This is a genomic window from Cryobacterium sp. Hh11 (assembly GCF_004404045.1).
GTDB classification, from domain to species: Bacteria; Actinomycetota; Actinomycetes; order Actinomycetales; family Microbacteriaceae; genus Cryobacterium; species Cryobacterium levicorallinum.
In genome coordinates this window covers 15,536-39,360 of sequence record NZ_SOHF01000004.1, presented here as the reverse complement: position 1 = coordinate 39,360, position 23,825 = coordinate 15,536, and the positions used below count along the sequence as shown (strand labels likewise).

Annotated in this window: 22 protein-coding genes; 20 read left to right on the top strand and 2 right to left on the bottom strand. The window is 60.1% G+C overall.

Annotated elements, in window-relative coordinates:
* The first annotated feature begins 76 nt into the window (after positions 1-76).
* The 10 genes from E3T46_RS00790 (at position 77) to E3T46_RS00745 (ending at position 10,814) form a co-directional block, all read left to right on the top strand.
* Complete coding sequence (locus tag E3T46_RS00790; RefSeq protein WP_166790138.1) at positions 77-1,000, top strand: sugar ABC transporter permease; 924 nt, start codon at positions 77-79, stop codon at positions 998-1,000.
* On the top strand, positions 997-1,833 hold the full coding sequence (locus E3T46_RS00785) for a carbohydrate ABC transporter permease (RefSeq protein ID WP_134577082.1): 837 nt from the start codon (positions 997-999) through the stop codon (positions 1,831-1,833). Before E3T46_RS00790 ends, E3T46_RS00785 begins: the two co-directional genes overlap by 4 nt.
* 5 nt (positions 1,834-1,838) lie before the next feature.
* On the top strand, positions 1,839-3,020 hold the full coding sequence (locus E3T46_RS00780) for an ABC transporter ATP-binding protein (protein WP_134577081.1): 1,182 nt from the start codon (positions 1,839-1,841) through the stop codon (positions 3,018-3,020).
* 1 nt (position 3,021) lies between these two features.
* A complete protein-coding gene (locus tag E3T46_RS00775; protein WP_166790137.1) occupies positions 3,022-4,608 on the top strand; it encodes an amidohydrolase family protein in 1,587 nt (528 codons plus the stop codon).
* A 60-nt stretch (positions 4,609-4,668) separates the two neighbouring features.
* Entirely contained in the window at positions 4,669-5,400 is a 732-nt protein-coding gene (locus E3T46_RS00770) for an IclR family transcriptional regulator (protein WP_134577080.1), read from the top strand.
* Positions 5,401-5,452: 52 nt separating this feature from the next.
* The gene (locus E3T46_RS00765; protein ID WP_134577079.1) at positions 5,453-5,839 is read left to right on the top strand and encodes a Rid family hydrolase; all 387 of its coding nucleotides are present in this window, start codon (positions 5,453-5,455) and stop codon (positions 5,837-5,839) included.
* A gap of 110 nt (positions 5,840-5,949) precedes the next feature.
* Positions 5,950-6,996, top strand: a complete 1,047-nt coding sequence (locus E3T46_RS00760) for a helicase C-terminal domain-containing protein (RefSeq protein WP_134577078.1) — start codon at positions 5,950-5,952, stop codon at positions 6,994-6,996.
* 363 nt (positions 6,997-7,359) lie between these two features.
* Complete coding sequence (locus E3T46_RS00755; protein WP_134577077.1) at positions 7,360-8,625, top strand: hypothetical protein; 1,266 nt, start codon at positions 7,360-7,362, stop codon at positions 8,623-8,625.
* Positions 8,622-9,347, top strand: coding sequence for a sulfite exporter TauE/SafE family protein (locus E3T46_RS00750; RefSeq protein WP_134577076.1), 726 nt, complete (start codon positions 8,622-8,624; stop codon positions 9,345-9,347). Before E3T46_RS00755 ends, E3T46_RS00750 begins: the two co-directional genes overlap by 4 nt.
* A 315-nt stretch (positions 9,348-9,662) precedes the next feature.
* Entirely contained in the window at positions 9,663-10,814 is a 1,152-nt protein-coding gene (locus tag E3T46_RS00745; protein WP_166790136.1) for a zinc ribbon domain-containing protein, read from the top strand.
* Between the two features lie 1,109 nt (positions 10,815-11,923).
* On the opposite strand, the gene istB is transcribed toward E3T46_RS00745, so the two are convergent.
* Both istB and istA read right to left on the bottom strand, forming a co-directional pair.
* A complete protein-coding gene (istB, locus tag E3T46_RS00740) occupies positions 11,924-12,682 on the bottom strand; it encodes an IS21-like element helper ATPase IstB (RefSeq protein ID WP_134577074.1) in 759 nt (252 codons plus the stop codon).
* Positions 12,679-13,914 carry an IS21 family transposase gene (gene istA, locus E3T46_RS00735; protein ID WP_134577073.1) on the bottom strand — a complete coding sequence of 412 codons (1,236 nt, stop codon included), beginning with the start codon at positions 13,912-13,914 and terminating at the stop codon, positions 12,679-12,681. Before istA ends, istB begins: the two co-directional genes overlap by 4 nt.
* A 93-nt stretch (positions 13,915-14,007) precedes the next feature.
* Here istA and E3T46_RS00730 point away from each other — a divergent pair, with 93 nt between their 5' ends.
* From E3T46_RS00730 to E3T46_RS00685, 10 genes are all read left to right on the top strand, one after another.
* The gene (locus E3T46_RS00730; protein ID WP_241980389.1) at positions 14,008-14,337 is read left to right on the top strand and encodes a sulfate permease; all 330 of its coding nucleotides are present in this window, start codon (positions 14,008-14,010) and stop codon (positions 14,335-14,337) included.
* Positions 14,338-14,413: 76 nt separating this feature from the next.
* Positions 14,414-14,680: a hypothetical protein gene (locus E3T46_RS00725; RefSeq protein WP_134577072.1), complete on the top strand. Its 267-nt coding sequence runs from the start codon at positions 14,414-14,416 to the stop codon at positions 14,678-14,680.
* 8 nt (positions 14,681-14,688) lie between these two features.
* Positions 14,689-15,915, top strand: coding sequence for a hypothetical protein (locus tag E3T46_RS00720; RefSeq protein ID WP_134577071.1), 1,227 nt, complete (start codon positions 14,689-14,691; stop codon positions 15,913-15,915).
* A gap of 396 nt (positions 15,916-16,311) precedes the next feature.
* Positions 16,312-17,166, top strand: coding sequence for an SDR family oxidoreductase (locus E3T46_RS00715; protein WP_241980388.1), 855 nt, complete (start codon positions 16,312-16,314; stop codon positions 17,164-17,166).
* Complete coding sequence (locus E3T46_RS00710) at positions 17,159-17,920, top strand: SDR family NAD(P)-dependent oxidoreductase (protein ID WP_134577070.1); 762 nt, start codon at positions 17,159-17,161, stop codon at positions 17,918-17,920. The genes E3T46_RS00715 and E3T46_RS00710 overlap by 8 nt, the downstream gene beginning before the upstream one ends.
* A gap of 137 nt (positions 17,921-18,057) precedes the next feature.
* Positions 18,058-18,714: a GntR family transcriptional regulator gene (locus E3T46_RS00705; RefSeq protein WP_134577069.1), complete on the top strand. Its 657-nt coding sequence runs from the start codon at positions 18,058-18,060 to the stop codon at positions 18,712-18,714.
* A 261-nt stretch (positions 18,715-18,975) separates the two neighbouring features.
* Positions 18,976-20,223 carry an iron-containing alcohol dehydrogenase gene (locus tag E3T46_RS00700; protein ID WP_134577068.1) on the top strand — a complete coding sequence of 416 codons (1,248 nt, stop codon included), beginning with the start codon at positions 18,976-18,978 and terminating at the stop codon, positions 20,221-20,223.
* 58 nt (positions 20,224-20,281) lie between these two features.
* Entirely contained in the window at positions 20,282-21,733 is a 1,452-nt protein-coding gene (locus E3T46_RS00695; protein WP_134577067.1) for an aldehyde dehydrogenase family protein, read from the top strand.
* Between the two features lie 20 nt (positions 21,734-21,753).
* Positions 21,754-22,515, top strand: coding sequence for an SDR family oxidoreductase (locus E3T46_RS00690; protein ID WP_134577066.1), 762 nt, complete (start codon positions 21,754-21,756; stop codon positions 22,513-22,515).
* Between the two features lie 42 nt (positions 22,516-22,557).
* Positions 22,558-23,820 carry an ABC transporter substrate-binding protein gene (locus E3T46_RS00685; protein WP_134577065.1) on the top strand — a complete coding sequence of 421 codons (1,263 nt, stop codon included), beginning with the start codon at positions 22,558-22,560 and terminating at the stop codon, positions 23,818-23,820.
* The last annotated feature ends 5 nt before the right edge of the window (positions 23,821-23,825 follow it).

Genomic DNA, 23,825 nt, shown 5'->3' with positions numbered 1-23,825 from the left:
CTGAACGGGTGCGATGGTTGCCGTTCGCCATCGCACCCGTGCAGGGTCGATTCCCGCCCGACTTTCGAGGAGTCGCATGGTCTCCGTAATTCCGCAGACGCGGCCCGCACGTGTGAAGAAACGCGCACGCTTGGCCCCGTACATCTTCATCGGCCTCGCCGTGCTCTACTTGCTCTTCTTCACGGCGTACCCGCTGCTGACCGGGGTAAACCTCAGCTTCACGAATAGCAAGCTGCTCAACCCCTCGGCCGGAACCTACGTCGGGTTCGACAATTACACCTCGCTCATCGCAAGCGGCGCGTTCATGAAGTCCGTTTACACGACGCTCGTTTACACCGCTGCCACCGTGGTGGGGTGTCTCGTTCTCGGTACCGCGTCAGCGCTCGTGATCAATGGATTCCTGCCCGGTCGGGCGATTGCCCGCACCATTATGGTGCTGCCCTGGGCGGTGCCGACGGTTGCCCTCGCACTCGTCTTTCGGTGGATCTACAACGACACCAACGGCATCGCGGGCGACGCTACTCAGGCGCTGGGACTCGGTCAGGTCGGCTGGCTCATCGACCCGAATTACGGCATGCTCGCGGTCGTGATCGCGACGGTCTGGAAACTCGCACCCTTCGTCATGCTCATCGTGCTCGCTGCGCTGCAGTCCGTTCCCGAAGAACTGTACGAGGCCACGCGCGTTGACGGGGCGGATGCCTTCACCACGTTCAAACAGATCGTCCTGCCGCAGATCGCCCCCACGATGCGCGTCGTGGCCCTGCTCATGACGATCTGGTCCTTTCGCCGCTTCGAAATTATCTGGCTGCTCACCGGTGGCGGTCCGGTCGACGCAACGACGACTATCGTGATCAACGTCTACCGGCAGGCATTCAACAACGGAAACCTCGGACTGGCTGCAGCCGCCGGAGTGCTGGGGCTGCTCCTTTCCTTCATCGTCACCGTCGTCTACTTTTTCGTCGAACAGCGCGCGACCAAAGCGAACGGGGCTGAATCATGATCGGCAGGCGCAATCTCACGATCGGGGTACGTTCAGTGCTGGCCCTTTTGCTCGTGATCCTCGCGGGGTTTCCCGTGTTCTGGATGATCAACACGGCGATGACGCCGACCGGAGATCTCTACTCCAACAACCAACGACTCATCCCCGATTTCAGTCGCACCCTGAATATCTTCCAGGTGCTTGTGAGCGACTCCCCGTTCCTGCGCTGGTTAGGCAATTCCTCGCTCGTGGCTGCCGGAACGACATTGCTGAGCTTGTTGCTGGCGTGCCTGGCCGCCTATGCGCTGTCCCGCTACAAATTCGTCGGCAAGGGTCTGATGACCTTCGGCTTCTTCGCCACACAAATGCTGCCCGAAGCCCTGCTCATCGTTCCCCTTTATTCCATGTTCATGACCCTTGGACTGCTCAACGAGCTCTATGGGCTCGTGCTCGTGAACACGGCCTTCGCTATGCCCGTCGCCGTGTTCCTGCTTAAATCGGCCATGGACACCGTGCCCTACGAGATCGAGGAATCCGCGCGGGTCGACGGCTGTAATCCGCTCACGATTCTGCAGGTCATGTTCATCCCTCTCATTGCGCCCTCCCTCGCGGCCGCGGCCGTCATTACCTTCTTCGACGGCTGGAACGAATACCTCTTCGCGACAACGTTTATCCATGACACGTCGAATTGGGTCGCCTCCACGGGTTTGGCCTCCTTCATCGGGGAATTCACCACGCCGCTCGACATGGTCTTCAGCGGGGCGATTGTTTTCACGATTCCCGCGGCCATTTTCTTCCTTCTAATGCAACGCAAGATTGTCGCCGGCCTCACCGCTGGCTCTGTGAAAGGCTGACCCCGATGGCATCGCTCACATTTGACGCCCTGTCCAAGTCTTATGGCGCCAACACCGTCATCAGCGACTTCAGCGCCACCGTCGAAGACAAGGAATTTCTCGTTTTGCTCGGTCCGTCCGGCTGCGGCAAATCCACCATGCTGCGCATGATCGCCGGTCTCACCGACATCAGCTCCGGCACCCTGAAATTCGGCGACGACCTGGTCAACGCGCTCACTCCCAAGCAGCGCAATATCGCGTTCGTGTTTCAGTCCTATGCTTTGTACCCCCACATGACCGTGCGGGCCAACATCGCGTTCCCGCTCATCATGGACAACTTTCGCTGGTGGCACCACTTTCCATTCGTGGGCTCGGTGATCAGATCGCGCTTACTGAAACGCCCCGATATAAAGGCGAAGATCGAGCGCACCGCCGAGATGCTCGAGCTCACCGACTACCTCGAACGGCGACCGAAAGCGCTCTCCGGCGGCCAGCGTCAGCGAGTGGCCGTGGCCCGGTCCATCATTCGTGAGCCGGCGATCTACCTCTTCGACGAACCGTTGTCCAACCTCGATGCCAAACTGCGCATGCAGATGCGGGCCGAAATTTCTGCCCTGCACGAGCGTGTGCAGAAAACGTTCGTGTACGTCACCCATGACCAGGTCGAAGCGATGACGATGGGCACGCGCATCATCGTGATGAACGAGGGCGTCGTGCAGCAGTACGGTACGCCCGCCGAGATCTATAGTGCACCGGCCAACGAATTCGTGGCCCGTTTTATCGGGTCGCCTCCCATGAACATCTTTACCGCTACCTTGCGCGAGGGTCTGCTCTATGTCGGCGACGCGCCGGTGCGAAATTCTGCCGGCTGGGCGGCATCCGTTTCTGCTCTCGGTCTGGAGACGGTATCTCTCGGCGTGCGGGCGGAGAAAATCGGGCTCGACTCCGACGCGCCTGCCGGTGATCTGCTCTCGATCGAGGCGCACACTCTCGTGGTCGAACACCTCGGCGCCGAGACCATCGTTGGTGTCAAGACCGGGCCGGTCGGTGCCACGGTTGACGTGGGTGTCGGGGCCAGCCGTGGTTTGCACTACGCGCGCATCGCCGGTGAAGAGCAATTCACGACCAACAGTGCGTGCCGAATCGCGTTTGCCAGCGATGCGGTGCACCTATTTCACCCCGAATCCGGCACCCGGCTGGAGCCCTGACATGTCCGGTTCGGCACGCCAGGTCTTGCGTAACGGCATGATCGTCGACGGCAGCGAAGGGGAGCCCTACCTGGCCGATCTGGCTATTCGCGGTGACCGCATCGAAGCCATCGGTGATGTTCCGGCCGAAAGCGGGGACGTCGACGTGGATTGCACTGGGCGGCTACTGATGCCCGGATTCGTGGACGCGCATTCGCATGGCGACGGCAAGGTGTTTGATCCCGACGTGCAGCTCGCGCTGCTGCGCCAAGGCGTGACCACCCTCATCGGCGGCCAGGACGGGGTCTCCTATGCGCCCGGAAACGGGCGCTATGCAGCGGAGTATTTTGCGGCCATCAATGGCCCCCACCCGACTTATCGCGGTTCACGTGTGTCACATCTTCTGACCACCTACGATCACACGACTCGAATCAACGTTGCCTACCTCGTGCCGGCGGGAACTGTGCGCCATGAAGTGATGGGCCGAAGCACGGCCACGGCCACCGCCCAGGAGATGGGCCGCATGCGCTACCTCATTACTGCGGGGTTGCGCGATGGCGCCGTTGGCTTGTCGAGCGGTCTCGATTACGTGCCCGGGCTCTACTCGGATACGGCCGAGCTGACCGCACTGTGTGAGCCTGTCGCGGCAGCAGGCGCGGTCTACGTCACTCACATGCGCGGCGGCTATGAAGCCAACTCGGCCGCCGGCGTCAGCGAGATCGCCACGATCAACCGGCACTCCGGAGTGCGAACCCATATCTCCCATTTCCACGCCGCAGCCGACACTCTCCTCCCAATCCTGGCGGGGCTGCTCAACGATGGCATTGAAACCACGTTTGATGCCTACCCCTATACGCGCGGATGCACGCTGCTAGCCATGCCGCTACTGCCGCCGGAGCTGGCCATCCGCCCGGTGGACGAAATTCTCGTTGAACTGGCCAGCCCCAAGACGCGCGCTGCGTTGCGTCGGGACTGGTTTCCTCTCGTCGATCAGAAACCGAGTCTCGGGCGGGAATGGCCCACCATGATCACCCTGGGCCACATTCGCGCGCCCGAGTATGCCTGGGCCCACGGCCTGACTATTGCCGAGGGAGCCGTGCGGGCCGGAGTCGACGTGATCGACTTCGCCCTCGACGTGCTGCTGGCCTCGCAGCTCGAGGTCAATGCGATCATGGCGGTGCGCTATGCCCGCCCAGTGGAGGAACTGGGGCGCATCCTCTCCCATGAACAGCACGTCGGCGGGTCTGACGGCATCTTTGTCGGGGCACACCCGCATCCGCGAGCGCACGGAACATTCGCCCGATACCTTCGTGAGTTCGTGCGCGAACACAATTTCTACACCTGGGCTGTCGCGGTGGCCCACCTGGCGACTCGGCCGGCCGAGATCTTCCAGTTGGGTCAACGCGGGAGGTTGGCACCCGGTCAGATCGCCGACCTGATCGTTGTCGATCCCGCTGCGGTCGCTGATCGCGCCACCTACGAGCACCCTCGCGCGCTCGCCACTGGCATCGACGATGTCTTCGTCGCGGGGGAGCGGGTGCTGCGTGACGGCCACCTCACCGAGGTCCTGCCCGGTCGGGGATTACGACGCGTTCCAATTGGGCGATAACGTCACAGTGTTGCAGTATTTGCATCATCCAGTTCGGTACTAAAACGGGAAAGTGGTCACATGTCGAAGAGTGTTCGTCGCGCTGCGCTCATCATCGACTCTATTGCGGAGGGGCCGAAGACGGTGGTGGAGCTATCTGAAATGTTCGAGCTGCACCGATCCACCATGTTCCGCGAGCTGCAGTCGCTGGAAGAGGTCGGGTACGTGCATCGACGTAAATCCGGCCAATACACCCTCGGCTTGCACCTCATCTCGCTCTCCAAGCTGGCATTCGACAACTTGGACCTGCGTGAGGCAGCCCACGATCACATCCGTCGGCTGCACAAGATGGTCGGCAATACCGTGCACCTAGCCGCACTGATGGAGAGCAGCATCGTCTACGTTGACAAGGTCGAAGACCCCAACGGTGTGCGCATGTACTCACGCATCGGCAAAGCGGTTCTGCCCTACTGCAGCGGCGTCGGCAAGGCCATTCTGGCCGACCTCGACGAGGGCGGTCGTAATGCGGTGCTGGCCGGGTCGACCTGGGAGAAATTCACTGACCACACCATCACGTCCCGGGATTCCCTCGACCGGGAGCTTGAGATCATCAAGAAACAACGCTGGGCCGCCGATGACCGTGAATTCGAGGACTTCGTAAATTGCGTGGCCGTGCCGATCCATTCCTCGATGGGTGTCGTCGGCGCGCTGTCGGTCACCGCCATACGCATGGTTCAGAACCTCCATCAACTCAAGGCGCACCTTCCCTTGATGCAACAGACTGCCTCGCTCATTTCTCGAGAGCTCGGATGATCACGGGTGTGGCGCCGCAGCAGTGGCGTTCACCCACCACGAAAGGAACCACATGACGAAAATAGCCATCAGAACCGCCAATGCTCCCCAGCCGGCCGGCCCCTACAGCCAGGGTGTCGTAGCCAACGGGTTCTTCTACAGCGCCGGTTTCGGCCCGCAGCACCCCGAGACCGGTGAGAAAGCCGAGACAGTGGGCGAGCAGACACGTCAGGTGCTGCGCAATATCTCAGCTGTGCTAGCCGAACGCGGACTCACCCTTGATGACTCCGTCAAGGTCACCGCACACCTGCAGAACCTCAACGAGGACTTCGGCGAGTTCAACGAGGCCTACAAAGAGTTCTTCACCGCGCCGTTCCCCGTGCGCACTACGGTCGGCTCCCAACTCGCCAACATTCTTGTCGAGATCGACGTCGTCGCTGCGCTGCCGGCTGGCGAATAGCCACCACTGGTCACTGGCTGAACCCGCTGTCCGTCTGACGAGGGCGGCCTCGACATCCGTAAGGCGGATTGTCTGGGGTCGTTCGGTCGAGTTGCGGCGGTAGGACGCCGGTGGGAGAGCACCGTGATGCTTCCACCGAGTACGTCGCTCAGCACGTCGAGCGGGGCTACGCGGTCACCTCGCACCGGGCGCAGGGAGTCACGACCGACACCGCGCACGTCGTCGTCGCGCCGAGCATGCCGCGCGAGAACCTGTACGTCGCTATGACGCGCGGTCGCGAGGCGAACACCGCCTACGTCGCCGTCGACCGGCCCAATGTCGCCCACGTGGGGCCGCGGCCGGGTGATGCTGTGGACGTGACGGCGCGCAGCATCCTCTGTCGCATTTTGCAGCACGTCGGCGCCGAGCTGTCCGCGCACGAGACTCTGGCGGCCGAGCAGGATGCCTGGGGTTCGGTGGCGCAACTCGCGGCGGAGTACGAGGCCCTGGCGGCGGCCGCGCAGCACGACCGGTGGGTTTCGGTGGTGCGAGCGAGCGGCCTCTCGCCTTCGCAGGCTTTGGAAGTGATCAATTCGGATGCCTTCGGGCCGTTGACCGCGGAGCTGCGGCGGGCCGAGGCCCACTATGTCGACGTTGCGAGCCTGCTGCCGCGGGTGGTGGCGGCGCGCGGGTTTGAGGATGCGCAGGACATCGCGGCGGTGCTGCGGGCCAGGGTTGCTGCGGTCGTGTCGAGGGATACCGGCGCAGGTCGCACTCGCCGTACGCCGCGGCTCGTCGCTGGGCTGATCCCTCGTGCGATCGGGCCGATGGATGCTGCCATGCACCAGGCGTTGTCCGAGCGCGCCGACCTGATCGAGTCGCGAGCGGCCGCCGTGCTCGACCAGGCGTTGCGCGCGGGGGAGCCGTGGGCTCGAGCTCTCGGGCCGGAGCCACCCGGGTCGGCCGCCGCCGCGTGGCACCAAAGCGGATGCATGGTCGCGGCCTACCGAGACCTGTACGACATCACTGGTGCGAAGCCGCTCGAAGCCGCTCGGAGCTGCTCCGGAGACAACGGCACAGAGGCTCGACGCCGACCGTGCCTTTGTTGCCCTCAGGGCGGTCCAGCGCCTGGCGGAATACCGTCACGCCTTCGACGCTCATACCCGGATACCCAGTGAAAGCCTCCGTTTGCCTGCAGATATTCGCTTCTAGGCGTCGGTCGGTCTATATAGGATGCGCGTTCGGAAAATGGGCGACGTCCGAGTATCCGTGGAAACATGTTGACACAGCCTCTTCGTCTCTTGGGCGAGAGTGAGCCATAGGAGTCCAGGTCTTGACCCTCGCTGTCTTATTCGAGACGCGCAGTGCCCATATGCCAGTCAAGACCTGCTTTGAGGTTGGCTCTTTCCTGATGAGTGGCGACGGATCGTCGCTCATAAAGTGCCTCGAACGTGGGGTGCAATATGGATGGCCCCCGACCAGCAGGGCGGTAGCGTTTGAAAGAGAGTGCTTTGGGGGCGTAAAGAATGACGAGTGGACTGGTGCTCATTCTCGATTGCGCCGTAAATCCCGAGCTCCTTTCTTCTGAGCATTGGGCACAGGGTCCTCTTTGCCTGACCGCGACGGTACGTGGTGAACTGATCACTGCCGATGCTCCGACACGGCGAACGTTTTTCCAGGAGTCGGCTGGACGTGCTCTCTACGGAGGCAGAGATTCCTCTGGTCTGGGCGGGCGCTGGCACCGCGCTTGCCAATTCCCGACAGGCATCGATGGCGCCACAGTAGTCGGGATGGAAGTCCTTGAGGCATTTGTGGGACAGCCGGCTGCTCGCGGAGAACGTTGCGCGGCGGAACTTATCCTGCACATCACTCTCTCTAGTGAGGGAAGCCTGGCCGTCCTCAACGGGCTCCATCACTCGATTCGCACCCGCGCAGGAAGAGCGGCATTGGTGCAGCAGTTCGAGAATTTCATCGGCAGCCGCCATCTCGACAAACTCCCACAGATTTCACCAGCCACGGCGATCAGTCTTTCTCCTGATGACCGGATGTATAGCGTCTACTTCGGCGAGGTAGCTGGTGACGGGCCTGATGCAAGAATGGCGCTGGAATTGGCGACGCTGACACCATCCACCACGCGCGAGGCCAGCGAGCAGGAGTTGGATTCCGCGCAGTCCGACCTTCTGCGCTCTTCGACGGATTGGATCGGGCTGATAAGGCGCGACGGGGCTGCTTTCTTGGCTAAGGAGACGTCAAATTTCTCGCCAACCATGATGTTCTATGCGCGAACGATATACACGGATACCCTCGCACTCGGTCGTCTGCAGTCTCGATTGCTGGGCATTCTCTCGAGTCGGTTGTCAGAGGCGGCACTCGTTCCTGTTCTCCCGCTTCACAAAGTTCAATCGCTCGAGCACGACATCGTTATCTTCCGCGCGGCCTATGTCACGCGCTCAATTTCAGGGTCGCAGACAGCAAACGACATCATGTACGCCTATCAGGACCAACATGACCTTAACGAGGCGCTCAGCGAACTTCATTTCAACAGTGTCGAACTCGCTCGGGCAGCTACCCTGAAAGCCGCAGCACTTGCCCAATTTTCTGCAGCCAGAACAAACGCCGCGCTGGGAGTGTTGACCGTGGTCGGCCTACCCCTTGGTGTTGCCCTCACGATTTGGAGTTCATTTGACGGCGGACTGTGGCAGCTGGGCACTGCGTTCCTCGGCGCCCTGGGCTCGTCGGGATTGGCACTGGTTTCTATGCCTGGTTTGCGAGACATGTTTCGCGCACTATTTGTGAGTGAGGAATGACGCTCCTCGTCTGGTGCACGGCCGCACTCATCGCGTACACAATAAAGGGATTCTCGGGATTCGGGCCAGCGCTCGTGGTGGTCCCTGTGCTTTCGGTCCTATATTCACCGGCTACAGCGCTTGGCACCTCAGCGTTGGTCGATGCTGTAGTCGGCGCATGCTTTATCGCTTATCTGGGCCTCAGTATGGCTCAACTCAAAATGCTGCGCCGAATGCTCGCCAGTCTGGTAATCGGGACTGTGATTGGCTCCGTGTTAGTGGCGTACATTCCACGACAAATCTTGCTCATTTTGGTAGGACTATCCGTGCTTGGGTTGGCGATCCAGCTTCTTCGAACGGGCAAACCGGGTTTCACGGTTTCAGGGCGACAAATGCCATTGCAACTCAGTTGCTTCCTGGCGGGACTGTCGGGCGGCCTCGTGGGGGTGAGTGGTCCGTTTATGGTCGCAGGCACCGCGCGGTTCGAAAAGGCCGAGATGCGCCGCCTTCTCGTGGCGGTGTTCCTAGTCGAGGGAATTGTGAGAATTGCCACCTACGCGTTCATGGGCACGATTGAAATGCAATCGCTAGAGCTCGGAGCAATAGCCCTGCCTGCAATCGTCCTGGGCATGGTTTTCGGAATTTGGCTGCATACACGCGTATCTGAGAAGCGGTTCATAACGGTCATCGCTTGGTTTCTGATGGCAGTGGCGATTCAGCCTCTTGCCTCAGCCCTGTCCTAATCGAATTAGAGAAACAAGGTAACTCGCTTGAAAATGTCCCCCCAGTACAGTGACTCTGGTACGCATTCAATGTTGAACTTCTTCACGGGTGCGTTGGACGTGGCGTACATGGGGTCCTCTCCGCTGGCCTTAGGGTATCTCTACGGACTGCCCATGAAAATAGTTGGCGTAGCCAACTCGCATCAGAATTCTCTAGCCGTCGTGCGCACCCATAGACCAATCAACCCGAACCCAAAACTGGGTACAGTTCTGGGGTCTGACGGTCAGGTTTTGTCTCACAAGTTCGGTATGACGCTTCCCGAGGGGGAACGTCCCATGATGATCAATCTTTCACCTGAAGAGTGCATCGGCGCTCTCAGATCAGGCATGCTGGACTATGTCAGCTTGTGGGAGCCGTTCGTCAGTCGCGCTGTGGCAGCTGGAGGAACAGTCGTCTTCACCGATCAAGATCTAGATTTCAAGCTTTACAGCTACGTGGCATGCACTCAACGGGCGCTGGACGAGAAGCACACGGAGATCGCGGCCATGTCGCAAGCGAATCTTGAAGCGGCGGGCCGCCTCGTTGCAAAACCATCGGCATACTCAGCGCGACTCAGAATGGTCTTCGGAAGTGAGGTCGACGCGCGGTCTTACGAGAGAGTAATTGGCGAGGGGTACCTGTGGCCCACGGCAGACCTACTTTCGGCAACACGCCTTCCCCCGGAAGTTGAGCAGTCTTTAATAGCCGTAGCGGATATCCACCAAATGCTCCAGGCGACACACTTTTCTCGTGCACCCATCTCGCAACTCTTGCCCAGCTCATCGCGGCCCCCAAAATCCGGGTCCGAAACTCTTCAGCTCGGGTATTCGAATTCGCTGATGTGCGCAACCTTTCACGTGGCTGATTATGACGGCCTGTTTTCATCGCAGGGGCTTCAAGTTCAAGTGGGGAAACGGCGAATCGCCGATAGAATCGCCCGTCTAAGTGCCGATGTTCAGGAGGACCTCCGGCTTTGCCATGAGCTTCTCGCTCGCGACCCAGAACTCGTTATTCAAAAACTCGGCCGGATGAATGAGCAGATTTTTCGCGAATTGCTCAAGAACATTTCGGGTGAGGAACCAAAATCGGCCGGCGCAGCGATCGAGTCCTTGCGCCTACGTAAGGCTGCTCCGCCAGATATCCTTAGCTGGGCGGACTCTGTGCGTTCGATACGGAATGTAGCAACGCACCAGATCGAGACGCTCAACGTCGACGAGGCGCAAAATGTCTTCAACATCATGTTGAATATTGTTGAGTGGTACGACAGGCAATCGTCGGAAGTTTCGTTGCCGGTTAAGCGATGCAGGCGTTGCCATCTAGACCTACACGAAGATTGGATCGCATGCCCACAATGCGGCACGACGACGAGTGCTGACTGCTCGCAATGCAATAGTTCGTTGAGTCCAGGATGGAAGGTATGCCCTAGTTGCGGTTGCACTATTCCGTAGCTCCAAGGCTTGGGAATTTGCTAGTTCTACGCAGCGCCGTTGTCGAGTCGCTGGGCCTCACCTCGGACCTCGCCGGTCCGCGCGAAGAAAGCCTGCCCAACATGGTGAAGCACTACCTCGTGATGCTCGACCCATATTGCTTGTCAACACCCAGGATGCCATCAGCCGGGCTGGCAAGTCAGCCTTGTAGGGAGCAGATTTCTGTCGAGAGACGGTATCGACCTGGGACGTTGACTGATCTTGCCTAGGATCTCAACGCAGCGTTCTTCATCCCGCGCCTTGACTTCCTTGAGGGGGTAATCAGCTCACGAGTGCTCCGAACGGAGCCGGGTACTGGTCGCGCGGCCGGCAAATGAGGACAAGGGGGAAAGTCTGGTCCGTTTTCGGACGTCACTGCCTGGTTCGTTCAAAACCGGCGCTCTCATACCTCGCAATGAGCCCCTCGTCGGTGTCGGAGGGAAGCGTCAAAACGTTTAGTTGCCGCGCCCGTGTCAATGCGACGTTCCCGACGCGCAAACTTCCTGAGCTGGTCAGACGGCTTTCAGCCGTGCAGGCGAGGCAGGTTGAGTCATATCGTGCAGTCAATCTTGGCGTCGATGTGGGGATGGGGAGGTCGACGCATTGAAGGTCGATATGCAGAAAGCGACCGCTAATCTGACTTCCCTTATTGGCGATATTGCCGCGCTGCCGCGGATTTTTTTCGGTACTCAGGAACCGGGGGACGGAGTCGATGGCGACATCTGGTTCAAGACTGAGGCGTAGGGGTCTCGTCGATAGGACCTCCGGCAGGCGGAGTATTTGATGCCCTGAGAGGCACTGGGCCCGCTGAGGGGGGAGCACAAGCGCGAAGCCCCGCGGTGTGGGGGTACTTCCGCCAAGGGGCGTCCAGTTCTACAGTGTTTCTAGGCAACGCTATTGCGCGCTGTCGCTCGTTGCGATGGCATGACTTTTAGTCCTTTCAGGTTCCTGTTGCCGAACATCTGAAAGGCCGTGCCATGTTCGAATTCCTTCTGGCCACCACCGCCCGCAGCTACTTCTTCCTGTTAACGCCGACCCAAAACAGGGCCAATTGTGCCGTTTGAAAACAGGACCACTATCTGTGTTTTCTACTATGCCGTATCAGCGGCGGGCTGGTGGCTTTTGAGCCGATAGCTGGCGCCTTTGAGGCTGAGAACGTCGGCGTGGTGCACGATTCGGTCGATCATCGCGGAGGCGACGGTCTGGTCGCCGAAGACCTCGCCCCAGCGGCCGAAGGCCAGATTGCTCGTGAGGATCAGAGAGGCATGTTCATAACGGCTCGCGACGAGCTGGAAGAACAGGTTCGCGGCGTCTTGGTCAAACGGGATGTAGCCGACTTCATCGCAGATCAAAACGCTGTATCGGCGCAGCCTCGTTAGCTCTGCGGCGAGCTTGCCACGGGAGTGTGCTTCCTGCAGTCGGGCGACCCAGCCGGTGGCGGTGTCGAAGAGGACGCGGTGGCCGTGCTTGGCGGCCTGGACGCCGAGAGCGACGGCGAGGTGGGTTTTGCCGGTGCCGGGCGGTCCGAGAAGCACCACGTTTTTCGCTTCGGTGACGAATGTGCTCGTGCCGAGGTGCGCGAGCAGGTTCCGGTCGGCGGTGGGCTGGTGGTCGAAGTTGAAGTCCTCGAGGGTCTTGTAGCCGGGGAACCGGGCCGCTTTGATTCGCAGGGCCGCGCCCGACGCTTCCCGTTCGGACACTTCGCGGGAGAGGACCGCGGCGAGGTATTCCTCGTGCGACCAGCCCGCATCGCGGGCCTGGTCGCCGAGGCGTCGGAACGCGTCGCCGATCCTCGGGGCGCGCAAAGCCCGGGCGTAGTACTCAATCTGCGAGGCCGCGGCGCCGCTCATGCGACCACGTCCAGGTCGCGCAGATCCGGGCCGGTATCCACGCCGAACAATCGGTCGTAGGCCGCCAAGCTCGCCGTCTCGACGAACGCGACCACCGGTTGCGGTCGGCGGTGCCGCAGCGACTGGAACTGGCGCCGCAGGACGTCGGCCTGCGCGACATGCTCTGGGTCGGTCACCGTCAGCGCGCGGGCCCACTCCCGTTCGTGTGACGTGACGTTCACCCCGTTGTGGGTGACGTTGACGGTGTCGAGGCTCGCGGTCACATCGACGAGGCGGCCGATCATCGCCGGCGCGACGGAGTAGTCGTTGGAGAGCACCCGGACGTAGTAATCCCGCGGCAGGCGCACCGTGTTGCGAAAGAGCACGTCCGGCGGCACCGGCGACAGCGGGCGCATCGCCGCGCGGTCCTGCTCGATCAGATCCATTGGGCGTGCCCGTCGTGACCGGGAATGCCGTGCGTTCGCCAGCGGCAGCCAGTCGGTGATCTGCTCGTTGAAGTCCTGCGGCGACGCGAAGTGCCGACCCGGCATGAACGACGATCGGAAGAACCGGTTGCGGCGCTCGACCATGCCTTTGGACTCCGGGTCGCGGGCCTTGAGGAGCTTGATCTCCGTGCCGAGGGTCCCAGCGAACGCGGCGGTGCGTTCGGTGAGTTTTCCCTTGCCAATGCCGGTCTCGTTATCCCAGGTCAGCCGGGGAGGCACCGCGCCCGCTGCCTGCAGCAGCGACCACATGCCGCCGAGCAGATCCGACGTGGTCCGTGACGGCAACATGATCGCTTGGAAGAAGCCGGAGAACGTCGAGGTCATCACCAGCACCGGCGGCATGCCCTCTTGGCCATGGCCCAGCGGCAACGGCTCATGCGGGAACCAGAGGTCGCACTGCACCTGCCGGCCGGGCTCGTGCGCCAGCCGATCGGCCGGGTCCGGCGGGACGTACTCTGGCCGGATCGCGGCGACCTTGTCGCGGAACACTGATGCCGATCCCAGCCAGCCGACCCGCTCCGCCAATGTCGATGCCGGCATCCGCGGCGTCACGGCCAACAGCACCCGAACCTGAGCCGCATACGCGTCAAAACTCGACCCTGTCGCGGCCCGCTGATACTTCGGTAGCCGGTCCGACTCCAACGCCCGATCGACCGTTCCCCGCGACACGCCGACCAGTCGGCCGATCTCGCGTTTCGAGTGCTGGCCCGTTGAAAACAGCTGGCGTATCTTCGCCCAATCATCCATATTAATCACCCTCCATAGTGGCTGGTGGCCCTGTTTTCAATCGGCGATACTGGCCCTATTTTCGGTCGGCGTTAACACTTCCTGCTCCGGTTCATGCCGACCGCCATCGTGATTGACGCGATCAAAACGCGGCGGGGGCTGAAGTGGGGTGTACCGGCGATGCTGCTCGCCGTTCCGTATGCGCTTATAGCTGTTTATTTCCGAGCTCAGATCGATGCCGGCGGGCCTGGTTGGCTGAACCTGCTCGTGCTGTTGTGTCTCTGGAATGCCCTGAAGCTTCTTCTGATCGGGCCGATCAGCCTGTTGAAGTTGCTTGCGGTACGCGTTCGTGAAGCCGTGGCACATCGTCGCATGACGGGGACGCTGCTCGCCGACGACGTCGAGCACTTCGACGAGCCCATACTCGTTTCGAGGCACGGCTAACGGCAGGTCTGGGCCGGCGTACCTCTCGTTAACGGCATGATTGGCTCACCCACGACCGCGTACAGGAGGCTTCACTATGGCAATACCGCAGGAGCAGTTCGACGACCTGCTCAGCCGCACCGCGCTCGCTGCGCTGTTCTACTATCCGGAGGTCGCCGTCGATGATGACGGCCTGAACCTGCAGAACGACATTGCGTATTGCCTGGAGCCCGATGCCGGGATCGCGGACGAGGACGCCGAACGGCTCCGGGTTGCGGTCGGGCGTGTGATCACGAATCCGACGGCACATCGCTCTGGACTCCTTGCTCTGGCCATCGAGCTGGCTCCGCCGCCTGCCGAGTAACGCCGATCATGAACGACCCATCTGAGGAAGGTGCCGGGCCGCGGAAGCCGCTGGCGGAGCATCCGTCTCTTGATGACGCGGCGGAGAAGCGGCGCCAGTATGTGGCGGCGAACCGCGATCGGATCCGCGAGATGAATCGTCTCTGGCGGTCGGAGCACCTGGATCGGGCCCGTGAGCTGAATCGGGACTCGATGCGTCGGGCCGCGGCTCGCCGGCATCGCGAGGCGGAGGTTCGGGCGCGGGGGAGGGAGCGGGCGGAGCGCTGGCGGGTGGAGCATCCGAAGCGCCGGCGTGAGTCTCAGCAGCGGTGGGTGGAGGAGAATCGCGAGAAGGTGCGCGAGTATTACAACCGCTACTACGAGGCCCATCGCGACGAGGTGAATGCCCGGGCTGCGGCCAAGCGGGATGCGGACCCGGAGCGTACGAAGCAGATCACCCGGCAGTGGGCCGAGCGCAACAAGGAGCGACGGGCCGAGTTGCAGCGCAACCGGCGCAGCGACCCCGAGATCTACCAGTCCGAGCTGGAGGCCAACGCCGCAGCGAGACGCCGCAAGCGGAGCCTGAGCCGGGCCGGGCTCCCGCCGAAACTTCTACACGCCACGACCGCGGCCGAGCGACGCACCAACAAGCGCGAAGCAGACGCCTATTTCAACGACCCATCGCGGCCCGAGCATCTGCGGCAGTTCACCGTGTTAGCCGAATCACTCACCGAGCACATGCTCAAGAACAGCGCCCGCATGCTCGAATTCGCCGAGGCCTACGTGTCGTCGCGGGCGCGTATGGGTCTGCCGTCGGTGTCGGTGGAGAACATCGTCTACACCCGAGCCGTCGAGGTAGTCGCCGAGCGGATGTGCCGGGTCGACCTTCTGACCAGCCGCGACGTCGCCGCGGCTGTACGGAGCACAAAGGCCGAGGTGCGGCAGGTGGAGCGCCAGCGGCAGTTTGACGGACTGATGAAAGCCGTCGTGGCGCGTGTGCACCGCGATAGACGGCGGTATGTCGTCGACGCGGAAGTGGAGAACCGTGTCAGGTCTCATCGCGGTAAGCCGCCTGCGTCGGTCAGGTCACAAATAACGTACTTCGCAATGCAGGAAATCGTCGAGCGCGTGCCGACCAACCTACTGACCGTCGAGGATGTTCGGAATGCTGCCCGGATCGCGATTCTACGCATTTCTCTCCCCTTTCCGCCTCCGAACGCGAAAGATGTCCCCGTTCACCGCCGACCGCTCGGGTAGCCTGCTACTTTTCGGCCGCCAGGAAATGTATCGTCAGAACGACATCGTCGAGCTTGACTTCGACATGAACGCAGTGTGGAGAGTGCCTTGCGCCATTTTCGGTGGATGGTTTCGCCAGCGAGCCAATGGATGTGAAATGTTATTGCCACACTGATGGCCACCGCAGCCGCTGTCGGTTCGCCGAATCGACGTGCGAGTGACTCATGAGTCTGCCCTTGGCATCTTTGCGTCTGCCCGATAGAACAACTCGTGATTAGCGCATGCCAAAAACGTATCGCCGCTTGTTATCCGAACACGCGCGAAAATTGGTCCAGCTTCCAATTTTTAGCGCTCGCAGAAGTTTGAATCTGCCGTTATGTATCCCAAAGATCGAAATTAGGGTGCAATAATTGCTGTGTGACGGGCAATCGGGGCTTTTGGGATCCATTTGCAAAACTGACGCAAACTCCACCCGAACTCATCACGCACTCAAAGGAGAGTTTAGTGAATGCAGAGACAGTGACGGCACCGGTCGCAGCGGTGACGGGTGGCGCTTCAGGTATCGGCCTTGCGTTTGCCCGTAAATGGCTCGAATGCGGCGGTCATGTAATTCTGATGGACTACCAACAGGCGTCCCTAGACACAGCCATCCGTGAGCTCGGGCCAAGCGCGCGCGGAATCATCGTCGACGTCACCAAGAACGCGACAGTTGTCTCGGCCTACGATTCGATACGAGAAATTGAAGGCCGCCTAGACGCAGTCGTCAATTGTGCTGGTGTTGCCACACCGTCTCCCAGTGAAGATGTGACTGATGAGTCGTGGATGAACATGTTGGACATTCATTTGACCGGCTCAATGCGGTCCTGTCGAGCAGCATTTCCGTTGCTAATCGAATCCAACCGAGCCTCCATAGTCAACATCGCCTCAGTTGCCAGCCTGGTTGGCATGCCTGGTAGAGCGAGCTACACGACGGCAAAGGCTGGCATTGCTGGGCTGACTCGCACACTTGCCGTCGAATGGGCAAGGAGAGGCATCCGATGCAACGCAGTCGGGCCCGGATACGTGCGCACAAACCTTACTGATGCACTTGTAGCCTCGGGAAGGCTCAGCGATGGCCTCATCACTGACCGAACGCCCTTGGGCCGTTTCGCTGAAGCGGCCGAAATCGCTGAAGCCATCTACTTTCTTTCCACACCGGCTGCGTCGTACGTGAACGGACATCTACTCATGGCGGATGGCGGAATGTCCGTAGACGGGAACTGGTATGACTGAACGCGGTAAGTCCATTCATTTTGATTTCACTGGGAAGGTTTTGTTTCTTTCCGGGGCATCAGGTGGAATTGGCCGGACGATCGCCCGCTTGTTTTACGCAGCCGGAGCGAGCGTTGTGATGTTCGATCGTGACGAGAAGCAGCTCCGGGCCTTAGAGAAGGAATTCTCCGATACTGAGCGCATTGCAATTGTCGTCGGTAATGCTTCGATTCCTTCAGACATCGAAGCTGCACTTGATATCGCGCGGAGGCGCTTTGGACATCTCGACTTTGTGATTCCCGCAGCCGGAATTTACCCGGAAGTAACAATCGCCGAGATGACAGACGCACAATGGCGGGCGGTCATGTCGCTCAATTTGGACGGAGTCTTCTATCTCCTGAGTCGAGTGTTACCCGATATGCAAGAGGGTGGTTCCATTGTCAACTTCGCCTCTATTGCGGGGCATCGTGGGAGTTTCGGCCATGCGCACTACTCGGCGAGTAAAGCCGGTATCATCGGTTTTACGCGCAGCCTCGCCCTCGAAACCGGGCCCCACATTCGCGTCAATGCAATTTCTCCTGGAACGATCGAGACATCCATGACTGCTGACCTCGTCAAGTCGCGAGGCGCTTCTGTACTTTCACGAACACCACTCGGGAGACACGGACAACCAGAAGAAGTAGCGAAGGTGGCTGCGTTTCTATGCAGCGATGGCGCATCCTTCATTACCGGTGAAGTAATCCATGTAAATGGCGGACTTTTCATGGCCGGTTGACTCGATGGAGAGAGAAAGTAGGAGGCACCCAGGGCGTGGTGCCGAGCCCACGTTATACAAGCGTCCTCGAAAACGAAACACGCGCTTCTTCAAAATTATTGGTATTCGAGAGCACGATCGGGACTGGAGATACACCGATGAATGACAGCAAGACAAATGTTGCGGCTGGCGCACGCATTGCGGATCAATTGCGTGTCTTGATCTTGAATGGTGAGTTGGCTCCGGGGGAACGCATCGGCCAGGAGATGCTCGCGCGCAAGTTTGGTTCGAGCCGAATTCCGGTTCGAGAAGGTTTAAAACTCCTGGCGGCCGAAGGGCTCGTCAGTATCGTCCCCAACAGCGGCGCATGGGTATCGAAACTAGATGCGTTTGAATTTGACCAGATATACAAACTGAGGGAACGAGTTGAATCTCTAGTTGTCCGCGAAAGCATTGATGGACTCACTGAAGAACAGATCGATCGGTTGGAGGCGCTGGCCGAAGAAATCGCCGCCGCAGAGGATGTTGAATCCTTTCTGCGATTGGATCGTGAGTTCCACCTCCTGACTTACGCTGGGGCGAAGTTCACCCTTATGCACGAACTCGTTGAGCGATTTTGGAATTCAACGCAGCACTACCGACATGCGTTCGCCGAGGCATTCCTGGTCGAACGAAAGTGGGTGACCGATGCTGAGCATCGTCTCATCGTGGAGAGCATCCGACGGCGTGATCGCGACACTGCAGGGAATCTTGTCCAGGGTCACATCAGACGCACGCGGTTGGACTTGCGCGAGCGAAAAGACATATTTCAGTAGTCGGGTAGATAGCGATGATGGCGGGGAGCCGTCGCGCTGGTGGATCCAATGCGTGCATTGGATCCTAAATGAAGCGGTACTTGCCTTGAGGTGATTGAGCGCTCCATGCAACTGTTGAAGTATTCGTTGCTCGAAATGCCCTAAATATAGCTTTGAACAGGAATTTTGCATAAAAAAGGCTTGACAATTGGCCGCCAGCCAGCCAAATCGCCAAGTCAATTTTCGAAAATGTACACCCAGCTTCTATGTTTCTGATGTAGATTGGATCCAATAGATAAAGGGGTGACAAAGATGTCAAACGAATGGCTACCAAATATCGAGACCGCTTCAGTTTTCCTGTCGCCGTCGGCGGTAGTGTGCGGACGAGGTTCCTCTGGCAATGTCGCGTCCCTCCTCCGTGTTCATGTAGGGATAGATTCAGGCAATGTGCTTGTCGCGGTCGATGACGCCGTACTCAATGCGGGCCTGGCCCGTGGACTGGTTACAGACCTCGAGCAAAACGGATACGCGGTAACACTCGTTTCCGGGTTTGGAAGCGAACCAACGAGCGAAGTCATCGATTCGGCTGCTATGACGGCACGCAATGCCGGTGCAGATATCGTGATTGGCATGGGCGGTGGATCCGTGCTGGATTCGTCGAAGATGCTCTCACTGCTGCTTCGCAACGAGGGCAATACCGCGGATTGGCTCGGCGTTGTCGAGCCGCCGGCGGGCGTCGCACCACTCATCCTCATCCCGACCACATGCGGTACCGGTGCCGAAGCCACCCGCATTGCGATGGTTACCGTCGCCGGCTCGAAGCGAGTCGTCTCCTGCGCGAAATTTCTCCCCACGATTGCCATCATCGACCCCAATCTTGTGTCGTCGCTTCCGCGGGGTGTCATTGCTTCGACAGGAATGGACGCCTTAGCACACGCCGTCGAAGCTCTCATGTCGACAGCAGGATCACCGATGTCAGCTCATCACGCCGTGCTGGCCATCGAGCTCCTCGTCGGCAATTTAGAGAAGGCATTCAACGGGGATCAGGATGCCTTGGCTAGCTGCCTGTGGGGCGCACACCTCGGGGGCCAGGCGATCAACGCCGGTGTCGTTCTTGGTCATTCTTTGGCATATTGCCTTGCGCACGAGCAGCCGATGCCACACGGCACGTCATGCGCTTTGGCGCTCCCGTACTGCATCGCCTACAACCAGTCGCTGGACCGGGGAGTGGCCACAAAATTATCCCAGCTCCTCACCCAGGGTGAGAGCGACACTCTGCTCGACGCGGCACTCGCAGTTCAGCGGCTCACGCGCAGATTGGGGCTTCCAACCAGTCTCGATGAGGCTCGGGTCCCGTCAAGCACAGAAGCATCAATGGCGAGCCGTTGCGTAACGGACTACCCGCGGGCCAACAACCCGGTTGCTTTCGATGAGTCCACAATCCTGGACATGCTTCGAAGAATGCGCTCGGGCGATGTCTCAGGTGCCTTCGCGGTGACTCGGGTGCTTGCGAGCGCCGACCAGCACTAGACCACAGGGCAACCAGCCTCGTAATTCCTCACCAACGTTGTTAAGGAGTCCTACTCACATGAAATTCGGTTCCATTAAGAATCTTGTCAATGGCACGTTTGCCGAATCAGCGGATGGATCGTGGATCACCGTCAGCAACCCGGCTACGCATCAAACAATCGTGGGTCGCGTGCCGGCGATGAGCAAAACCGATCTCGACGCCGTGTTCACCGCCGCAGAGGCGGGTGCCAAGGTCTGGCGCGCGACGGGACTGCTTCAACGGGGACAAGTGCTCCTGGCGGCGGCCACGGCCATCCGCTTGCGAAGCGCCGAGCTCGTAGACATCATCGTCGGTGAAATGGGCAAGACCCGTGCCGAGGCAACGGGAGAAGTCACAAAGACAGCCGAGTTTTTTGAGTACTACGGGGGCATGGCCAGACTGCCGTTCGGTGAATATCTAGCGGATGCCCGGCCGGGAACCTTCACCAGTCAGCTGCGCGAGCCCGTCGGCGTCACGCTTCTCATCACGCCGTGGAACGACCCGCTGCTCACCCCCGCGCGAAAGCTGGCGCCGGCATTGCTCGCGGGGAACGCCGCTGTACTCAAGCCGGCAACAGCGACCCCACTCATCGCACTCACTCTGGCTCAGATCTTGGACGCTGCCGGGCTGCCAGCTGGAGTTCTCGGAACCGTCACCGGGCAAGGAGCAGAGATCGGCGACCGCTTAGTCTCCTACCCTGCCATCAAAGCAGTGTCATTCACCGGGTCGACTGCCGTCGGCACCGCACTCCGGAAAAAGCTCGCGGGGCGAAATATCCGCGTTCAAACGGAGATGGGCGGAAAAAACGCAGTTGTGGTCCTCAACGATGCCGACTTGAAATTGGCCATTCCCGCAATCGTGGCCGGGGCGTTCGCTCAAGCCGGCCAGCGTTGTACCGCAACCAGCAGACTGATCGTTCAACACGATATCGAAGCTGACTTGGTCGAGGGCATCCGGCTTGCCATGGAGGCCCTCCGCATCGGAGCTGGCGACCAGCCGGGTGTCGATCTCGGGCCGGTTATCAGCGTTGACGCCCAGTACTCGATCGAGAAGCTTGTTGCCGGAGCTCTCGATCAGGGAGCAACAACTCTCGCGACCACGTCGGCGTCAGACGGTTTGGCAAACGGCGGGTCGTTCGTTGATGCGACATTCTTGCGCGTCACGGACCAATGTTCCATTTGGCACGAAGAAGTCTTTGGTCCGGTCCTGTCAATGCTCGTCGTCGAAACACCCGAAGACGCTATTGCTGCGGTGAACGACTCGACTTACGGGCTCTCCAGCGCCATCTTTACTCGAGACTTGGAACGGGCGTTCCAGTTCGTGGACGCGGTTGACACCGGGCAAGTCTCCGTGAATCAGCCAACGACGGGCTGGGACATTCACCATCCATTCGGAGGTTTCAACGACTCTGGCTCGCCGTTCAAAGAACAGGGGCTCATCGCCTTGAGCTTTTACAGCCGCACCAAAACTGCAGCAATCCGAACGCACTAACGCGAACACGAAGGGGACCCATGTCAGACACAGGATTTACGCTGCACGGCAAGCGCGCTCTGGTTACCGGATCGGGCCGGGGAATTGGTCGAGCTATTGCTGAAGGGTTCGCTGCAGCCGGGGCACGAGTAGCCCTTGTCTCTCGCACCGTTTCTGAGGTCCAGGAAGTGGCTGCAGGCATCGGCCAGAATGCGACGGCTTTCGTTGGCGATGTTTCGCATACGCCCGATATCCCCGCACTGATCGATGAAATCGAGCACGAGATGGACGGCGGACTGGACATTGTGGTGCACGCGGCCGGCATCCAACACCGACAAGCGGCGGAGGACTTCTCCCACACCGAATGGGATCGCGTCCTGGCAGTCAATCTCACCGCACCATTCATGCTGAGCCAGGAAATCGGCAAACGCCAGCTCCGAGACGCGCGTGAGGGCAGTCATATCTTCGTCGGTTCGTTGACCAGTCACCTCTCCGTTCCCGATGTCGTGGCCTACACCGCCAGCAAGTCGGGTGTGTATGGAATCTTGCGAAGCCTCAGTAGCGAATGGTCTTCGCGCGGCATTCGAGTGAACGGAATTGGTCCTGGCTACATCCACACCAAACTCACCGAAGCGGCCTTCAACGATTCCGATCGGAAGCAGAAGATGCTGACCCGAATACCTATGGGTCGATTCGGCAAGCCAGAAGACCTCGTCGGTCCGGCCATCTTTCTCGCTTCTCCCGCTGCCGGTTATGTGACCGGGCAGCTGCTTATGGTCGATGGCGGATGGACTGCCGCGTAAACGTTTTACTTTTTCACTTTTCAATGATGAAAGGACTTAGAAATGAATGTCAAAAAGATCGCTATGCGCAAGCTCGTGAGGCTTTCTGCGTTGGGGGTGGCGACGGTAGTTGCCCTTCCGCTGTTGATGGGGTGTTCGGCGGAGGCGGCTTCGTCGGATTCGATTAAGATTGGGGCGTTCTTCCCGGTGTCGGGTTCGCTTGCGCTGTTGGGTGAGGAATCGTGGCGCGGAGTGCAGATCGCGACCGACCTGCGCAACGAAGCCGGGGGTGTGGCCGATAAATCCATTGAGATGGTCTTTGCCGATGTCCCCGACGTGAACGCTGCCACGTCGGAGGCTCGCCGTTTGGCGTCAGACTCAGACATCAACCTCGCAGTCGGTTCCTACTCTTCTGGTCTGAGCTTGGCTGCGTCGGAGGTTTTCGCTCGTGGCGGCAGCACGTTCGTTGAGCTGGGTGCCGTGTCAGAGGCGATCACCGACCGCGGTTATGAGAACGTTTTTCGGTTCAACCCGGCAGCAGGCTCGTTCACGAAACTTCAGATGCGGTTCATTACCGAGCATCTTGCGGAGGAACTCGGCAAGCCGGTGTCGGAGCTGAATGTGATTTTGGCTCATGAGGACTCGGCGTATGGGCAGTCCGTCGCAGAGAACGCTGTCATCGATGCGGCGGAAGCCGGCCTGGTCAACTTCTCGCTGGAACCCTACAACGCCAAGTCCACCGACCTGTCGTCGACGGTGCTGCGTATGAAGGCCAAGGCGCCGGACGTTGTCATCGCCGTGTCCTACGCGGCTGATGCGATCCTGCTTGGACGCCAGATTCGCGACAACGGATTGAAGCTGGGCGCATTCATCGGCACCGGCGGCGGCCACAGCCTCAAAGGCTTCCACGACGCCTTGGGTGAAGCCGCCGACGGAATTTATGACGTCGACTTCACGCAGATCCATATCAACGAAGAGTTCACGCCCGGCATTACCGAGTTCACAGCCGCCTACGAGGAACGCTACAACTCGCTTCCCGCCTCTGGCCATGCCCTCGCCAACTTCACCGGTGCGAACTTGCTGTTTGACATTTTGGACGAAACGAACGGCAGCGACGACCCGAAGGAATTCCGTCAAGCCGCCCAGAATTTGAAGTTGGAACTCGGCTCGACGTCGTCGGGCTGGGGCTTCTCGCTCAACGAGAACAACCAAAACGAGCTCGCCGATGTCTACGTCATGCAGTGGAACGGCGACAAGCTTGAAACCGTCTGGCCGGAAGAAGCCGCTATCCGCGCTCCACTACCCGCAACGCCATTCGGCGTTTGACCCTT

Bases quoted from the DNA above. Each gene is read 5' to 3' on its own strand.
- E3T46_RS00785 (WP_134577082.1), top strand. From the start codon at position 997: ATGATCGGCAGGCGCAATCTCACGATCGGGGTACGTTCAGTGCTGGCC.
- istB (WP_134577074.1), bottom strand. From the start codon at position 12,682: ATGAGCGGCGCCGCGGCCTCGCAGATTGAGTACTACGCCCGGGCTTTG.
- E3T46_RS00710 (WP_134577070.1), top strand. From the start codon at position 17,159: ATGACTGAACGCGGTAAGTCCATTCATTTTGATTTCACTGGGAAGGTT.
- E3T46_RS00790 (WP_166790138.1), top strand. From the start codon at position 77: ATGGTCTCCGTAATTCCGCAGACGCGGCCCGCACGTGTGAAGAAACGC.
- E3T46_RS00780 (WP_134577081.1), top strand. From the start codon at position 1,839: ATGGCATCGCTCACATTTGACGCCCTGTCCAAGTCTTATGGCGCCAAC.
- E3T46_RS00705 (WP_134577069.1), top strand. From the start codon at position 18,058: ATGAATGACAGCAAGACAAATGTTGCGGCTGGCGCACGCATTGCGGAT.
- E3T46_RS00750 (WP_134577076.1), top strand. From the start codon at position 8,622: ATGACGCTCCTCGTCTGGTGCACGGCCGCACTCATCGCGTACACAATA.
- E3T46_RS00690 (WP_134577066.1), top strand. From the start codon at position 21,754: ATGTCAGACACAGGATTTACGCTGCACGGCAAGCGCGCTCTGGTTACC.
- E3T46_RS00685 (WP_134577065.1), top strand. From the start codon at position 22,558: ATGAATGTCAAAAAGATCGCTATGCGCAAGCTCGTGAGGCTTTCTGCG.
- E3T46_RS00765 (WP_134577079.1), top strand. From the start codon at position 5,453: ATGACGAAAATAGCCATCAGAACCGCCAATGCTCCCCAGCCGGCCGGC.
- istA (WP_134577073.1), bottom strand. From the start codon at position 13,914: ATGGATGATTGGGCGAAGATACGCCAGCTGTTTTCAACGGGCCAGCAC.
- E3T46_RS00720 (WP_134577071.1), top strand. From the start codon at position 14,689: ATGAACGACCCATCTGAGGAAGGTGCCGGGCCGCGGAAGCCGCTGGCG.
- E3T46_RS00770 (WP_134577080.1), top strand. From the start codon at position 4,669: ATGTCGAAGAGTGTTCGTCGCGCTGCGCTCATCATCGACTCTATTGCG.
- E3T46_RS00725 (WP_134577072.1), top strand. From the start codon at position 14,414: ATGGCAATACCGCAGGAGCAGTTCGACGACCTGCTCAGCCGCACCGCG.
- E3T46_RS00745 (WP_166790136.1), top strand. From the start codon at position 9,663: ATGATGATCAATCTTTCACCTGAAGAGTGCATCGGCGCTCTCAGATCA.
- E3T46_RS00730 (WP_241980389.1), top strand. From the start codon at position 14,008: ATGCCGACCGCCATCGTGATTGACGCGATCAAAACGCGGCGGGGGCTG.
- E3T46_RS00775 (WP_166790137.1), top strand. From the start codon at position 3,022: ATGTCCGGTTCGGCACGCCAGGTCTTGCGTAACGGCATGATCGTCGAC.
- E3T46_RS00695 (WP_134577067.1), top strand. From the start codon at position 20,282: ATGAAATTCGGTTCCATTAAGAATCTTGTCAATGGCACGTTTGCCGAA.